At 44.8% G+C, this 15,416-nt stretch carries 11 protein-coding genes; 7 read left to right on the forward strand and 4 right to left on the reverse strand.

The features are described from left to right. The first annotated feature begins 114 nt into the window (after positions 1-114). Both H4K34_RS09440 and H4K34_RS09445 read left to right on the forward strand, forming a co-directional pair. Positions 115-2,517: a response regulator gene (locus H4K34_RS09440; RefSeq protein WP_210757176.1), complete on the forward strand. Its 2,403-nt coding sequence runs from the start codon at positions 115-117 to the stop codon at positions 2,515-2,517. After that, entirely contained in the window at positions 2,492-3,361 is an 870-nt protein-coding gene (locus H4K34_RS09445; RefSeq protein WP_210757177.1) for a fructosamine kinase family protein, read from the forward strand. Before H4K34_RS09440 ends, H4K34_RS09445 begins: the two co-directional genes overlap by 26 nt. On the opposite strand, the gene pdeM is transcribed toward H4K34_RS09445, so the two are convergent. The 4 genes from pdeM to H4K34_RS09465 form a co-directional block, all read right to left on the reverse strand. Further along, positions 3,358-3,999 (reverse strand): ligase-associated DNA damage response endonuclease PdeM, encoded by a 642-nt coding sequence (gene pdeM / locus H4K34_RS09450; protein ID WP_210757178.1) that lies wholly within the window; start codon positions 3,997-3,999, stop codon positions 3,358-3,360. The two genes, H4K34_RS09445 and pdeM, sit on opposite strands and share 4 nt — an antisense overlap. A gap of 9 nt (positions 4,000-4,008) precedes the next feature. Beyond that, positions 4,009-5,493: an MltF family protein gene (locus tag H4K34_RS09455; protein WP_210757179.1), complete on the reverse strand. Its 1,485-nt coding sequence runs from the start codon at positions 5,491-5,493 to the stop codon at positions 4,009-4,011. A 74-nt stretch (positions 5,494-5,567) separates the two neighbouring features. Beyond that, positions 5,568-8,009, reverse strand: a complete 2,442-nt coding sequence (locus H4K34_RS09460) for a T9SS type A sorting domain-containing protein (protein ID WP_210757180.1) — start codon at positions 8,007-8,009, stop codon at positions 5,568-5,570. Between the two features lie 144 nt (positions 8,010-8,153). Further along, on the reverse strand, positions 8,154-10,415 hold the full coding sequence (locus H4K34_RS09465; protein ID WP_210757181.1) for a S46 family peptidase: 2,262 nt from the start codon (positions 10,413-10,415) through the stop codon (positions 8,154-8,156). A gap of 153 nt (positions 10,416-10,568) precedes the next feature. Here H4K34_RS09465 and H4K34_RS09470 point away from each other — a divergent pair, with 153 nt between their 5' ends. From H4K34_RS09470 to H4K34_RS09490, 5 genes are all read left to right on the forward strand, one after another. Next, complete coding sequence (locus H4K34_RS09470; protein WP_210757182.1) at positions 10,569-11,723, forward strand: cystathionine gamma-synthase; 1,155 nt, start codon at positions 10,569-10,571, stop codon at positions 11,721-11,723. 50 nt (positions 11,724-11,773) lie between these two features. Further along, a complete protein-coding gene (locus tag H4K34_RS09475; RefSeq protein ID WP_210757183.1) occupies positions 11,774-12,493 on the forward strand; it encodes an SDR family NAD(P)-dependent oxidoreductase in 720 nt (239 codons plus the stop codon). An 80-nt stretch (positions 12,494-12,573) separates the two neighbouring features. Beyond that, a complete protein-coding gene (locus tag H4K34_RS09480; protein ID WP_210757184.1) occupies positions 12,574-12,930 on the forward strand; it encodes a conjugative transfer relaxase/helicase family protein in 357 nt (118 codons plus the stop codon). A gap of 174 nt (positions 12,931-13,104) precedes the next feature. After that, positions 13,105-14,646, forward strand: a complete 1,542-nt coding sequence (locus H4K34_RS09485; RefSeq protein ID WP_210760567.1) for an acyl-CoA carboxylase subunit beta — start codon at positions 13,105-13,107, stop codon at positions 14,644-14,646. A gap of 150 nt (positions 14,647-14,796) precedes the next feature. Further along, positions 14,797-15,408 (forward strand): redoxin family protein, encoded by a 612-nt coding sequence (locus tag H4K34_RS09490; protein ID WP_210757185.1) that lies wholly within the window; start codon positions 14,797-14,799, stop codon positions 15,406-15,408. Positions 15,409-15,416 lie beyond the last annotated feature (8 nt).

Below are 15,416 nucleotides of genomic sequence, written 5' to 3' on the forward strand. Positions count from 1 at the left end.
AAATGCATCTTTGGATGGGAAGAATGACTAAGCTGTCTTTAGTTTAAGTATATTGAGGGTCAGTTAATTGAACATTTTGGTTCAAGCCTTGTTCCCTTGAATCAGTTTACAAAAATGAGAAGGTATTTCATCATCATATTACTCCTATTTGTGCCCTGGCTGAGTCGCTTGGAGGCAAATTCGGTGCTTAATGGTGAGATCTCGCTCAATGAAAACTTCTACAACGACGAAGAGGACCTGGTTTTAGATGGTAAATGGCGCTTTTACTGGAAGGAATTAATAAATCCAGAAGGTAAGGCCGATATGGAAAGCCGTCCGGTTTATGTTGACATCCTCAAGCCTTGGTCCGATTTACCTACCGAAAAGGATAATTACCACGCTAAGGGTTACGCTACTTACGAACTGAATATTTATTCCTCCCGCGCCAGCGATAAATTGGCTATCCGGGTACCTGAATTCTACAGTTCTTATGCGCTCTACTTAAATGGTGAGGAGATTTCTCAAAATGGAAAGGTAGCCGATAATATTGCCGACGCCGAACCTTATTGGTTACCCAAGGTGGTCGCAATCAAATTGAAAAAAGGATCAAATCGCTTGGTGCTTCAGGTTTCCAATTTCCATCATCACAAAGGTGGATCGGTGGCCGCTATGGCAATCGGGCCTTCCAGTCGCTTTTTCTTCTTTAAGAATATGGCCGTGGCCGGTTCCCTCTTCATTGCAGGTACGCTTCTAATTGCAGCGGTATTCTCATTGATTGTTTACTACTTCCAGAAAAACGATTTCGCCTTTCTCTTTTTCGGACTCTTTGCCTTGAGTTATATCTATCGCATTATTGGTACCGACACCTATATTTCGCATGAGGTGTTCCAAGGACTTTCATGGCATGTGGCAATTCGATTGGAGTATCTCAGTCTCTATGTTAGCGTCATATTCTTTACCTATTTCTATAAGAATTTAATTGCTCGTCGGGCTCCGGAATGGATCTTCCACACCATTGGCATTGTTTCCGGCCTCTTAGCAATATCAGTCCTTTTGCCGCCACAGAACTTTACCGCCTTTGTTGATTATTATTTGATCTTCATCGCCCTGGCCTTGGTAGCCACCACGGTGTTTTATTTACGGGCCATTCGTTGGAGCCATACCATGAGCTGGTTTACCTCCATAGCCGTTGGTTCTCTTATTTTGGTGATGGTCTTAAAGATGTCAGCCTTCTTCGGATTTGGCGTAAATCATCTTTTCTTCTCCTTCTTCCTGTATTTGGTATTTGTGGTAAGTCAGACCATCGCCTTAAGTCAGCGCTTTGGCTACAATATGCGCATGCATATTTCCCAAAGTGAAACAGCTATGGTTTCGCAGCGCAACTTTATGAATTCCGTGAGTCATGAATTACGCACTCCGATGAATGCCATCATGGGGATGACGGATTTCCTTTCCAAAACCAAATTGGAGCCGGATCAGCAAGCTAAACTGGAGACCATTCGCAAGAACAGCGAGCAGCTCAACAATCTATTAATGGACTTGCTGAACTTCTCGGCCATCGATTCGGGAGAATTGAAACTAGAATCGCGGAAGTTCAATCTTAAAGAAGTAGTAGATCGCGCCTTGGAGCAAGCGGGTACCGATAATTTATCGAGCACCGTAAACTTTAAGCTGAGCTACGATGATAATATTCCAGATGAATTAGCCGGCGATCCAGAGCGCTTAGGTCAGGTGATTTACCATATTGTAGGTAATGCAGTTAAGTTTACCCAGAAGGGTATTATTGGCTTCGACCTGCGCATGGAAAGTGTGGAGGCTAATCGCGTGAAGCTTCACATGAAGGTAACGGATACCGGAATTGGTATAAAACCCGAAGAACTCAATAAGGTAGTTCAGGCCTTTAATCAAGGTGATGAGGGGAATACCCGTAAGCACGGAGGTACTGGTCTAGGCTTAACCATTGCAGCCAATATCATTGAGATGATGGATGGCGAGATGTGGATTGATAGTGAGGAAGGCAAAGGAACTACGGTTCGGGCCGACTTCGTTTTGAAAACCCCGCGCCTAAACCTCACTAAGCATGCCGAGGAGCTGAAGGAAGAGCAGAAAACCAAAAAGATTGAAGGCCTTAAAATTCTATATGCCGAGGATAATCCCATTAACCAGAAACTGCTGGTGATGATTATGAAAACCCTGGGTTATGAGGTAGAACTGGCCAATAACGGATTGGAGGCCTGGGAAATGGCCATCACCAACAATTACCATATCATCTTTATGGATGTGCAAATGCCCAAGATGGATGGTATTGAGGCCACGCGCAGAATTATCAAAGACCAAGCGCAGCGACCTATTATTATTGCCGTAACGGCCAATGCTGAGGTAGCCGATCAAAAGCGTTGTATTGAGGCGGGAATGAATGATTTTATTCCCAAGCCCTTTAATGCTAAAATGCTGAAGGAAGCCCTAAGCAAATGGCAAGGTCTCTTAGTTTATATGGAGGAAGATGCCCGTAATGGTAAACTCCGAGTTATTTCTTAATCAGCTTACAGAACAGTTGGGTCGTGGCCCGATTCGTGATTTGCAAGCCCTTTCGGGAGGCGATATCAATGCTGCTTATCAGGTTAATTTTCATGAAGGAGGCTCTGCTTTTCTGAAATTTCAGGAAGGGGCAATATTGGATTTCTTTCAGGCGGAAGCCGATGGTTTGAAAGCCTTGAAAAAGCATAGCCCACTTAAGGTGCCGGAAGTATTGGCCTTGGGCGAATGGGAGCAAAATGCCTATTTGCTTTTACAGTTCATTGAGCCAGGCTTTAAGAGCGATGAATACGATTTCGCCTTAGGTGAGGGACTAGCGCAAATGCATGCTCAAGCCCAAGAAAATTTTGGATGGCATCGCCCTAATTATATCGGGAAATTAGATCAGCTAAATCATCAGAGTGAGGATTGGGCCGATTTTTACGCCGAGCATCGTATTCTATTTATGGTGCAAAAAGCCTTTGATGCGGGTCATTTGGAGGCCAAGGACCTCAAGGGCTCCGAAGCTTTTGTGAAGGCCTATCCCCATCTAGTGCCCAAGGAAAAGCCGGCTTTTATTCATGGTGATTTATGGTCGGGCAATGCCTATTGCATGGCTGGTGGAATTCCGGTATTAATAGACCCCGCGGTATATAATGGGCATCGCGAAATGGACCTAGCCATGATGAAACTCTTTGGGGGCTTTTCGGCCAATGTATTTCAGGCCTATGAAGAAAGCTACCCCCTGGAGCGAGGATGGCGGGAGCGCATTCCTTACCATCAATTATATCCCTTGCTAGTACACTTGAATTTATTCGGGACTTCCTATTTGAATGATTGCCGAAGCATCTGGCAAAAATTCCTTTAGTTGATTTGAATTACCCGATTTTCAGCAATCACAAAAACCCGATCTTCCTTTTTTACCTTCAGGTTGAAAGTGCCTGTGAACTCTCCAAAAGCCGGCAAGATTCCTTGATTGGGGCTAAAAAAATAACAGGCCAATCGTAAACTTTGACGACCGGCTCCTTTTAAGCGTACTCCGGGATGGATATGCCCACAAAGATTATAGCCCTCAAATTCTTCCAGGGGTTCATGGCTGAGGAAAAAGGGTCCCAATTTTAATCCCTCTGGATGGTATTTAAGTCGAGCCCGGTAATAGCTCATCTCATCCAAAATATCGTGATTGCCGCCAATCAAATGGAATTCGGTGGAAGGGAACAACGCAATTACCTGCTTAAAGCCCAGCCATTCTTGATTGAGTTCCGAATGAAAGAGATCGCCCAAAAAGTAAACCTCTTTTGCCTGGGTGGCATAGAGCAGTCGTTCTAAACGAAGGAGGTTTTCCTTCGCTGCTTCTTCAGGTAGTTTGATTCCGTTTTTTCGAAAATGACTGATTTTCCCGAAATGGGTATCAGCAATAAACAGCCGCCGTTGATCAGGCCAGTAGATGGCTCTCTCGGGTAAAAGCCAGAGTTCTTCTCCTGAAATGCTGATTAGCTCCTTCATGCGGCAAAATTACCGCGGCTCGGCAGAGCTCACAAGGCTATCGCTAGGCATTGCCGGAATTAATTGGCGATAATGGGCATAGCGTAAGAAGATATCGCGCACATAGCGGAAGGGCTCCTCACCGCGCACGGGTCCGTAACGAACGATGGGATTTGAATACACTTTATACTGGCCCATTTTGCGCAGCCATATTGCGGTGGCATCATCAAATTGTAGGGAATCCAATCCCGCTTGAGCTGCCAGTCTTTGTGCATCCAGTAAATGACCATAACCACAGTTATAGGCCGCCATGGTAAATTTGATCCTCTGGATAGTATCGGGGATGTTTTCGAACTTATCGAAGATGTCTTTCAAATAGTCAGCCGCGGCCATTAGGTTTTGCTCAGGATCATAGGTGTTGTCAATGCCCAGATCGGTGGCCGTACCCGGCATAATTTGCATGAGACCGCCTGCTCCGGCCCAGGATTCGGATTGGGGGTCGAAGCGCGATTCCTGATATACCTGCGAGGCTAATAGTCGCCAATCCCAGCTCAGGCTATCTGCCGCACGGCGAATCAAATCATCGTATTTGCTGATCTGTCCACTATTCTTACTGTAGAACTCGCTCTGCACCCGACGTTTATAGGACTTCTTATGAACGTAGTACTTCTTATAGATAAAGGCATAGGTGCCATTTTTGCGCATGCCTTGAATCCATCGGTTTACCTCGTTTTCCAGCTCTGGTGAATTGGAACGTAAACCCCAGGCAATTCGTTGCGAAAAGCTAACTGGCGTTTCTACATCTAAAATGGGATAAAAGGTTTGATTGATGGAAGCCACATTATAATCAGCAATGGCATATTTGATTTTGCCATCCACTACCATTTTAATTACATCCTCAATATTATAATCACCAATAATGGTGTCGATATTGATTTTACCACCCAACTCTTCCTGCAGGTGAAGCATGCGCTCATAGTAAGAGGAGCGGCGGTGCACATGTACTGTGTCTCCAATCAAGTCTATTACATCTCGTACCAGTTTGCGATCAATTTGGTCTCGACTCAACCTACGCCAGTTGCGAGGCTTGCGCTGAACCAGAGCTTGATGAGTAGTGTAGAGGTAATCGGTAAAGTTGATCAGCTTTTTACGGTCTTCCGTAATGGTGAGGCCATAGGCAATGATGTCGCCTTCACCTCGATTGAGCATATCAAAAACCTCATCTATATTATTGGCCAGAACGATTTCCAGCTCCAAGCCTAAATCTTGGGCCAGGCGTTTCAAAAGTTCATATTCGTAGCCCATTGCCTCCCCCCGATACAGGAAATAGGTGGTGCTACTGTACACCATTATGGCTTTTAATTTTCCGTCAGCTTGAATCTCTGCTAGGTCGCGTTCCAGAGTAGGGCCGCTTAATTCAGCCTTTGGACCACGGTTTCGCGAAGAGCCAATTTTCCCCTGATCACAGGCTGTGTTCAAAAAGAGCAAAGCGACAAAAATGAGCAATCCTCGCATGGGGTTTAAGATAGCAAAAAGGAAGAAACTCCTCTAATGGATTTTTGGGAATGCTAATTTGGTGCAGAACTGGACTATTGTACTTGCAAAGCCTCTGTGGCTGTGCCCCAAACGATGCGGTACAAACCAGGCTCCCAGCCCTCCAATTGAAGTACTAGTTCCTTAGCAAGGGGTTTTTGCTGCAGTAATAATCGTCCTTGCATATCGAAGATTTGCAGTGTTTTTTCCTTTAAACGATCATCTCCAATAATCATCACTTTTCCATTGCTGGGATTTGGATATACCTGCAATTTTTGAATGCTTGCCCATTCTTCTAGTCCAATATTGGTATCGAATTTCATCCCAAAACCAAAGAAACGTTTGCTGGCCGACCAACCTGCGCTGCCCGCTGCGGATTGCTTGCGCTTGCTTTTAAAGTTCAAGGCTTGTACATCCCAATTGCTGAGGGAAGACCATTTCATATCAAAGTTTAATCTTCCCGTTTTTTGAAGGATTATGCTGTAGTCCTTTCCGGCCTCGAGCCGCACTGAATCTTGAAAAACCAAAGCCATAGTGCCCACCACCTGTAGGCTGTCATGCCAAAGCAGCTGACTGTTTTCATAAAGCCAAACTTTCATTTGCCCGCTATTCGTAAGGTCAGGATGCAATCCCCAAACCGTTAATTCTCGCAAGCTCCGACCTTCACTAATGGTGAAGTCTAAACGGTAGAGGCTGTCGGTATAGAGGGCTTGGCTATTATGTTGGTTTAGGCTTTGCCATTGCATGGGATGCAGGTTAGATCCCCATATAGCATTGGGTAGTACTCGCAGAGTGTCACTATGATATAGGCAGTTTATACCAGGATCGAGTTCTGTCCAGTAGGTAGCGCTTCCACGGATATCCAAATGATCCTGACTGGCATCGGGAATCGCGGCTAGTCCATTGGCGAACCAGCGGGTCTCAAAATTGGTAGAGTCTAATAGATTGATGAAACCATTGCTGTTTTGCAAACGAATATGGCTTTGAGCCGGATCGTGTACCAGAATGTAAATGGAATCCAGCTTTTGACCATTTAGGCTATCACGTAAGTACAACCATCCGGATTGACTGGCCTGTACATCGGGGTGAAAATTGTTAAGGCTATCTGCGGCAACAATGTTTTGAGCCGGGGACCAATACACCGATTTCTGGGGATTACTGGTATAAGCCAAACGGATTTTTTGGCTCTCATTACCGCAAAGCTTCAGGCTGTCTATTGCCAAAAAATTATTGCTGTATATGCCGTTGGTGGGATTAAGGCGAATTAAAAGGTTAATAGTGCTGCTGCCCTCTAGGTAACAATCCCGGGCTTCGGTGCGCAGTAGCAAACGGCCTTCTCGAGGTCCGAAACTGTAATTCGCTGCTTGGGGTTTCCAGGTAAATTTTAATTGATTGGGAGTGCCGCTACTTAAGCCTCCACCCGTATTCAGGCTAATCAATTGGCCCGGAATTAAGGCAGGATTTTGATTAAAAGGACGAATGCCGGGATCAAAGTCATTGCGAATAATGGTCCAGCTGGTGGAATCACCCGAAAAGAGCAAACTGCTTATTTCCAATTCAATGCTATCACCTACCGTAAGGTCGAAGGTGTCAACATAATTGTTTCCGGTAATAGGAATGTAGGTCTGATTATGCTCCAGGCCAATTATAGGAGGGCTGGCTGCAGCGGCGGTGTCTAGAAGAAAAAGATGTCCCCAAGAACTTTGGGAGGCATAAATCTGACCACCGCTGTAATAGTTGAGCTCCACCGGGCAGGCGTATTTTCCGGTTTGGCTGCTATTGGGATTATCGAATACTTCATAAGACCATCCTGGTAATTGAAAAGAATAAAGATTGGCGCCGCTATTCGGATCTTCAGTGCTATCAGGCAAGGGAGTAAAGAGATTATAGCCATTGTTAAAAGGGTGGTTATTTGGGAAATTGCTGGGCTCCGTAATTACAGAATCTACCATCGGTCCCGGAGAATACACTCCGATGGGCAAGTAATTTCGCTGACCCGGTTTTTGAAGATGCAACCAGGGGTGTTTCAAACTGCTAATTGTTCCGGCGGGGTGAACCACCCAATCACCCGTAAAAGGGTCGAGGCTGGGGTAAATTCTTAAACTGAGGGAGGCGAATAGGTTGGTGGTGTTGTTGAGGGCTACCGCCAATCCTTGAAAGGTAAACTCATAATAACCCTGCGGTCCTGGTGCGGTATTACTAAGATCAACGGGATTGCTTTCAAAGACCAAATCATAAACGCTAAAACCGCAAGAATCCAGGTAAAGAATTTTACTGCTGGCACTATCATAAGGGAGCAGAACCGATATGGGTCCGGCCAGACTGAGATTCCCAGCATTAATTGGGAAGCTTCCAACGCTTTCAATATAATGATGAATGCGAAATACAACCCTGCCGGTACTATCTACCCGATAACCTACCAAAGCAGTGAGCTGATGATTTGCTTTCAGGCCAAAGCCAAATAAAATCAGGAAAACAGGGAGTAAAAAACGGGGCATGGTTGATGCAATTTCTCCCAAGGTATATATTCACCGGATTAAAGAAGTCCTTCCATGAGTTTACGCAAAGACTTGACGAGCAAAAGAAAAGCCGCCCCAGTTTGATCCGAGGCGGCTTTTGAAAAATATCGCTTAAAGCTTGGCTTACATTTTAGCCGCTTTTTTAGGCTCTTCTTTGCTGCTGTCTTCTTCCATGGTCATGGCATCAGAATCAGCAACAGGCTCGGTAATAATTTTCATCTCAGCAATCAGGTTTTTAGCACCTGCATACTTTTCGATGATGAAGAGGGTATAACGAACGTCAACAGAGATGGTACGTTGAATTTCAGATTCGAAATTGATATCACCACTCATCGCTTCCCAGTTACCGTCAAAGGCAGTACCAATCAATTCACCACGAGCATTAATTACCGGGCTACCAGAGTTACCACCGGTAATGTCGGTATTGTGGATGAAGCAAACGGGTAATTCACCATCTTCATTAGCATAACGACCGTAATCCTTGGCTTTAATCAGTTCTTCCAAATGGGCAGGAACTACAAACTCAGGATCGTCATTATTCTTTTTCTCCATAATACCTTCTGCGGTAGTATAGTGATTGTAATGTACAGCATCACGTGGATCGTAGCTTCCTACTGTACCATAGGTTAAACGCATGGTGCTGTTTGCATCAGGATAGTAGTTCTTATCAGAATTCATCTCGCGCAAACCGGCCGTAAATAAACGGTAGGCTTTTTCCAATTTATCGTCTACATCACCATTGTCGTTAGAAGCTTGGTAAGCAGCGTACATGCCTTCACCTAAGGCAATACCCATATCTTTTTTCAGGGTTTTAGCTTTAGGATCTTCGAGGTACTCTAATAAAGATTCTTTGCTGGCTAATACACTCTTGTCGAATAATTTAGCCGCATATTTGCCGAAGTCGCCTTTGTATTTCTTGCCTAATTCCTTCAGCATTTCAGGCTGTTGGTCGGCAGGAATATCCTTGTAGTATAAGGATAACATATTGGCGGTAAGATCTTGATCAAGCTTAGCATTGTAGTCTTTGTAGAACTCATCAGCATTGGCTTTTAAGCTGTTGATGATGTTCTCCATAGAGGTCTTCATCTCTGCTTTGGTGTCTTCATCTTCGGTCTCTTCCATTGCCTTAGCCGCATTGAAGTAGGATTGCATGGTACGTCCGAAACGGAGTCCTTGTAAAGCGATTTCCGGACCGGTAATACCAGCTTCACGAGCGTAAACACCAGCTCTTACAGTTTTGTTAGTTTCGGCATAGGCCTCAGCAAACATCTTTAACACTTCACCGTATTTGGCTTTGCGCTTGGCATCCGCACTTACCCATTTGGCAAATTTGTCTTCAATCGCTTTTTTCTTGTCGTAAACGTGATTGCTCTGTAATTGCTCGGTTTGTCCGATGTAGTATTTCCAGTAGTTAGAAACACGAGCGTACTTGGAGGCATACTGGATACGAGTGGCAGCGTCTTGTTCCATATAACGCTTCATCACTGCCAATTTAAGGTCACGAACACGCACTACTGCAGGGCCATAAAGATCAATTTGCTCTTTTACACCCCAGCTGGTTAAGTAACGGTCGGTAGAACCAGGATAACCCATAACCATGGTATAGTCACCATCTTGAACACCGCTAATGTTAACGGGTAAGAAGTGCTTAGGAGTTAAAGGAACATTGTCCTCAGAGTATTGGGCAGGCTTACCGTCTTTGTCGGCGTAAACGCGGAACATAGAGAAGTCACCGGTATGACGTGGCCACATCCAGTTATCGGTATCGCCACCGTATTTACCTACAGAAGAGGGAGGGGCGCCAACCAAACGGATGTCGTTGAAAGTTTCGTAAACGAAAAGGTAGAATTCGTTTCCGTGGAAGAAGCTGCGTACGTTGGCATCGTAATGGGTGCCATCAGTAGCCTCATCAGAAATGGTTTTTCCAATTTCAGAAATGGCTTTTGCGCGCTCTTCTTCGCTCATGTCGTCATTAAGCTCATTTAAAACGCGGTTGGTTACATCTTCCATGCGTACCAGGAAGCGAACGAACAAACCTTCGTTAGCAAGCTCTTGACTTTTTTCATAAGCCCAGAAACCATCGGTAAGATAATCGTGCTCAGTGCTGGAGTGCGACTGAATTTGGCCGTATCCACAGTGGTGGTTGGTAAGGATCAAACCTTCATTAGAAATGATCTCACCGGTACAAAATCCACCGAAGGAAACAATAGCGTCCTTAAGACTACCATTATTTACATCATAAATCTGCTCTGGAGTAAGCTGAAGACCGTGTGCTTTCATGTCTTCATAGTTGCGGCCCAAAAGGAGGGGGAGCCACATGCCCTCATTGGCAAAAGCTGGCAGAGCCAAGGCTAAAGCCAATGTAAAAGACAATAGTTTTTTCATTGTTATGCTACGTTTAATTAAAGTGTTGCGAATTTAAGGATTAGGACTTGAATTGTCGAATGAACAGCTTTGGAGGAGCTTATTTAGACGGATTTAATCGCATGGGCTACCAACTAATCCTTTTACATTTGCTGTAAATCCAAAAATATCAAGATGTCGGATAAAGACTTACGCTTTAATTCGCTCACCATTCACGGAGGACAAAAACACGAAGAGGCTACCGGTGCGGTAATGCCTCCCATTTTTCAAACTTCCACTTATGCGCAAACCCATCCGGGTGGACATAAGGGTTTTGAATATTCGCGTACGCAGAACCCCACTCGTATGGCCTTGGAGAATTCCATTGCCAGTATCGAAGGAGGAGGTTTTGGATTAGCCTTTGGTAGTGGCTTAGCTGCTATCGATGCCGTAATTAAAATGTTGGAGCCCGGAGATGAAGTGATCTCTACCAATGATTTATATGGTGGTACCTATCGTTTGTTTACCAAGATTTTCAGCAAATACGGAATCAAGTTTCACTTTACCGGAATGGCCGATGCCAGCTCTGTTAAAGATAAGGTGAATGCCAATACCAAACTCATCTGGGTGGAAACCCCAACCAATCCGATGATGAATATCATCGACATTGAAGCGATGAGTAAAGTAGCTAAAGAGGCTGGCGCCTTACTAGTGGTAGATAACACCTTTGCTACTCCTTATTTACAAAGACCTATTGAGCTGGGCGCTGATATTGTAATGCACAGCGCAACTAAATACCTGGCCGGTCACAGTGATGTGGTATTAGGCTTACTAGCGGTTAAGGATAAAGAAGTGGCCGATCAGCTTTACTTCATTCAAAATTCCAGTGGTGCTGTTTGTGGGCCCATGGATTCCTTCTTAACCCTGCGGGGAATTAAGACCCTGCATGTTCGTATGCAACGTCATTGCGAAAATGGCAAAGCGGTGGCGCAGTTTTTACGCGATCACGATCGGGTGGAGTCAGTTTACTGGCCCGGTTTTGAAGATCACCCCAATCATGCCGTAGCGCAAAAGCAAATGAAAGACTTTGGTGGAATGGTTAGCTTTCGCTTGAAGGGCGACAGTATGGAAGATGCCGTAAAAGTGGTATCTGCACTTAAAGTATTTACCCTGGCGGAGTCTCTGGGTGGAGTGGAGTCCCTGGCAGGTCACCCTGCATCTATGACCCATGCTTCTATTCCGGTGGAAGAACGATTAAAGACCGGGGTTACCGATGGCTTAATTCGATTAAGTGTGGGTATAGAAGATGAGGCCGATTTAATAGCCGATTTGAAACAAGCACTTGCTTAACTAATTTTGAAAAGCCTTCCTTCGGGGAGGCTTTTTTTAAAGCAATACAAATGAAGAAGTTTTACATCACCGGAACCAGCTCCGGAATTGGGATGGCCTTAGCAGAAGCGGCTTTGGCTCAGGGGCATCAAGTAACGGGCTTTGCCCGTCGCCATAAAATTGAGCATCCGAATTACCGCCATATTAATGTGGATTTATCCCAATTGGATCAATATGCCGGGATTGGTTTTGATGGCTTGAAAGATGATACAGACGAAGTGATTCTGGTCAATAATGCCGGTACTCTGGGTTCGGTAAAGCCAGTAGCTCAGCTTGACCCTCGCCGCACGGCAGATGCCTACCATTTAAATTTGGTGGCTCCGAGTTTACTGTGTAAGCTTTTTCTCGATAACCTTGCTTCGCGCAAAATTCCCAAAACCATTATCAATATTTCGAGTGGAGCAGCTTCGTATCCGGTAAAAAGTTGGAGCGTGTATTGTGCTTCCAAGGCGGGTTTAACCATGTTCTCTGAAGTATTGCGTTTGGATCATCCGGATGTGCGGGTACATGCTATTTCTCCCGGTATTGTGGATACCGAGATGCAAGGGGAAATTCGCCGCAGCCGGATAGAGGACTTTCCGGACCTGCAACGATTTGTGGATTATAAGCAGAATGATGAATTGAGTTCCGCCGAAACCGTTGCACAAAAGCTCTTATATGTGATCGATCAGCCGGAGAAATTTACCGAGGTTCAAATGAGCTTAAGGCATGTAGAATTGCCAAAAAGCTAAAGAAATCTTAAAAGCAAGAATCAGCATTAAACCTATTGCGATTCAGAGGCTCAAAGCAGCAAATCATTAAAAATTAGATCATGAAAAAATTAGTGTTTGCCCTTGCTCTGAGCCTGTTTACAGCACCCATATTCGCTCAGCAAGGTCCTGGAGATAAAGCTGATCGTACTCCTGAACAAAGAATAGAGATGCGCTTGCGCAAAATGGCAGAGCAGTTAAATTTAAGTGATGAACAAATAGAAGCGGTTAAGCCCATTCTACAAGACTTTCATCAAGCAGAAGCCAAGGCGCGCGAAGAGCAAAAGGCTCGTCGTGAGGAAGTGAAAGAGAAACTTTCCGAAGTACTTTCCGAAGAACAAATGAGTCAGTTGGAGAAAATGCGTGAGGACCGTCGCGAAAAAGGCCGGGGAATGCATAAAAAACACCGCGGTGGCTAGGCCTTAAACTATATTGACTCTAAATTCTACTAATAGCCCTGTAAGCTCAATTTTACAGGGCTTTTCTGTTTTTAATCTCGGGAAAAAGCTGTCAGATATCAGTAAGTTGGAAGTCATTGTTTAGTACTTTGCGGTGTTTTTAAAACCTATCAAAAGCAATTTCCCATGGCAAGCATGCAGGATAAGATTAAGGATCTCGAAGCCAAAATCGAGGAAGCGCAATTAGGGGGCGGTCAAAAGCGAATTGATGCCCAACACGCGAAAGGTAAACTTACCGCCCGGGAGCGGATACATTTTCTGCTCGATGAGGGTAGTTTCGAAGAAACAGGCATGCTGGTAAAACACCGCTCCAATTTCTTTGGATTGGATAAACAGCATTTCTTAGGCGATGGGGTGGTTACCGGATATGGTACTATTGATGGTCGTTTGGTATATGTTTTTGCACAAGATTTTACCGTATTAGGAGGCTCATTAGCCGAAGCCCATGCCGAGAAAATCTGCAAGGTGATGGACCTAGCCATGAAGAATGGTGCTCCGGTAATTGGCTTAAATGATTCAGGTGGTGCCCGTATTCAAGAAGGGGTAGTTTCCTTAGGGGGCTATGCCGATATTTTCTATCGTAATACCCGCGCCAGTGGAGTGATTCCACAGCTTTCTGCCATTATGGGGCCTTGTGCCGGTGGGGCGGTATATTCTCCGGCTTTAACCGATTTTATCGGAATGGTAGAGAACACCAGTTATATGTTTGTAACCGGACCGAACGTGGTAAAAACCGTTACCCATGAGGAAGTAACTTCAGAGGAATTGGGAGGCGCTTCGGCCCACAGTACCAAATCCGGGGTAACCCATTTTACCTATGGAAATGAAATGACCCTGATTAAGGGTTTTAGGAAACTACTTTCCTATATGCCTCAAAACTGCGAGGAGGAAGCTCCCGCTTTGGCTTATGAGCCCGGAGATGAGGTTCGCCCTACCCTCAATGAAATCATTCCAGAAAACCCTAATCAACCTTATGATATTCGTGAGGTGATTAACGGTACTACCGATGAAGGCAGCTTCTTGGAGGTACATAAAGATTTTGCTCCTAATATCGTAGTTGGCTTTGCTCGTTTGGCGGGCCGTTCCATCGGTATTGTAGCGAATCAACCTGCTTATTTAGCCGGGGTTTTAGATAATAATTCTTCCACCAAAGGCGCGCGTTTTGTGCGCTTCTGCGATAGCTTCAATATTCCTTTATTGGTATTTGAAGATGTGCCTGGTTTCTTGCCTGGTACCGATCAAGAGTGGAATGCAATCATTAGCAATGGCGCTAAATTGCTTTATGCTTTTAGTGAGGCTACCGTTCCCCGTATTACCGTAATTACCCGTAAGGCTTACGGTGGTGCTTATGATGTGATGAACTCCAAGCATATTGGGGCCGACTTAAACTATGCCTGGCCTTCAGCGGAAATTGCTGTAATGGGAGCCAAGGGAGCGGCTGAAATTATCTTCCGCAAGGAGATTAAGGCAGCAGAAGACCCTGAGGCCAAATTGAAAGAGAAGGAAGAAGAGTATGCTTCTATTTTCGCGAATCCCTATCGTGCTGCAGCCCGTGGTTATGTGGATCAGGTAATTCGTCCGGATGAAACTCGCCAGAAGCTGATTAAAGCCTTTAAAATGTTAGAGAATAAAGTGGATAAGCTTCCTCAGAAAAAACACGGAAACATTCCTTTATAGATTGAGCATTTCTAATAATACAGAGCCGGATTTTAAGATCCGGCTTTTTTATACCCTTTGTTGTTGAGCCTATCATTCTGGTTGTTAGCCGGATTTAACAAATCAGAACTCAGGATTTCCTTAAATTCAAAATTCCAAAAAACACACATAATGAAGAATTTGAAATCCTTATTGGCGATGCCCCTTGTAATGCTGGCTTTATTCGCTTTTAAAGCAGATCATCCCTTATTGGAATTTGGGGCCAAGGCACCCCTGGCAGATCGAAAAATGCAGGCCGTAGATGGCGAAAGCTATAGCATCAATGAGCTCAAAAAAGAAAAGGGCTTATTAGTCATCTTTAGCTGTAACACCTGTCCTTTTGTTTTGGGCTGGGAAGATCAATACCCAAAATTGAAATCCTTGGCCGATGAAAATCAAATCGGAATGGTGCTCGTAAACAGCAATGAGCGTAAGAGAGATGGTGATGATAGCATGGCGGAAATGCAAAAGCACGCTAAGGAGGCAGGCTATAGCATGCCCTATGTTTTAGATGCTAAAAATGAGTTGGCCAATGCCTTTGGGGCGAAAACCACTCCCCATGTTTATCTTTTCGATGGAGGGATGAAATTGGTGTACCGCGGAAGCATCAACGATAAGTTTGAAAACCGCAGTAAGGAAGCCGAGAAGATGTATTTGGAAGGGGCCTTAAAAGCATTAGGTGCCGGAGAAAAAATTGATCCGGCTGATACCCGCGAATTGGGCTGCTCCATTAAAAGGCTCTAGTTCCTAGC

Source organism: Croceimicrobium hydrocarbonivorans, from assembly GCF_014524565.1.
Lineage (GTDB): Bacteria > Bacteroidota > Bacteroidia > Flavobacteriales > Schleiferiaceae > Croceimicrobium > Croceimicrobium hydrocarbonivorans.

Coding starts and splice junctions, on each gene's coding strand:
- H4K34_RS09440 (WP_210757176.1), top strand. CDS start 115: ATGAGAAGGTATTTCATCATCATATTACTCCTATTTGTGCCCTGGCTG.
- H4K34_RS09445 (WP_210757177.1), top strand. CDS start 2,492: ATGGTAAACTCCGAGTTATTTCTTAATCAGCTTACAGAACAGTTGGGT.
- pdeM (WP_210757178.1), bottom strand. CDS start 3,999: ATGAAGGAGCTAATCAGCATTTCAGGAGAAGAACTCTGGCTTTTACCC.
- H4K34_RS09455 (WP_210757179.1), bottom strand. CDS start 5,493: ATGCGAGGATTGCTCATTTTTGTCGCTTTGCTCTTTTTGAACACAGCC.
- H4K34_RS09460 (WP_210757180.1), bottom strand. CDS start 8,009: ATGCCCCGTTTTTTACTCCCTGTTTTCCTGATTTTATTTGGCTTTGGC.
- H4K34_RS09465 (WP_210757181.1), bottom strand. CDS start 10,415: ATGAAAAAACTATTGTCTTTTACATTGGCTTTAGCCTTGGCTCTGCCA.
- H4K34_RS09470 (WP_210757182.1), top strand. CDS start 10,569: ATGTCGGATAAAGACTTACGCTTTAATTCGCTCACCATTCACGGAGGA.
- H4K34_RS09475 (WP_210757183.1), top strand. CDS start 11,774: ATGAAGAAGTTTTACATCACCGGAACCAGCTCCGGAATTGGGATGGCC.
- H4K34_RS09480 (WP_210757184.1), top strand. CDS start 12,574: ATGAAAAAATTAGTGTTTGCCCTTGCTCTGAGCCTGTTTACAGCACCC.
- H4K34_RS09485 (WP_210760567.1), top strand. CDS start 13,105: ATGCAGGATAAGATTAAGGATCTCGAAGCCAAAATCGAGGAAGCGCAA.
- H4K34_RS09490 (WP_210757185.1), top strand. CDS start 14,797: ATGAAGAATTTGAAATCCTTATTGGCGATGCCCCTTGTAATGCTGGCT.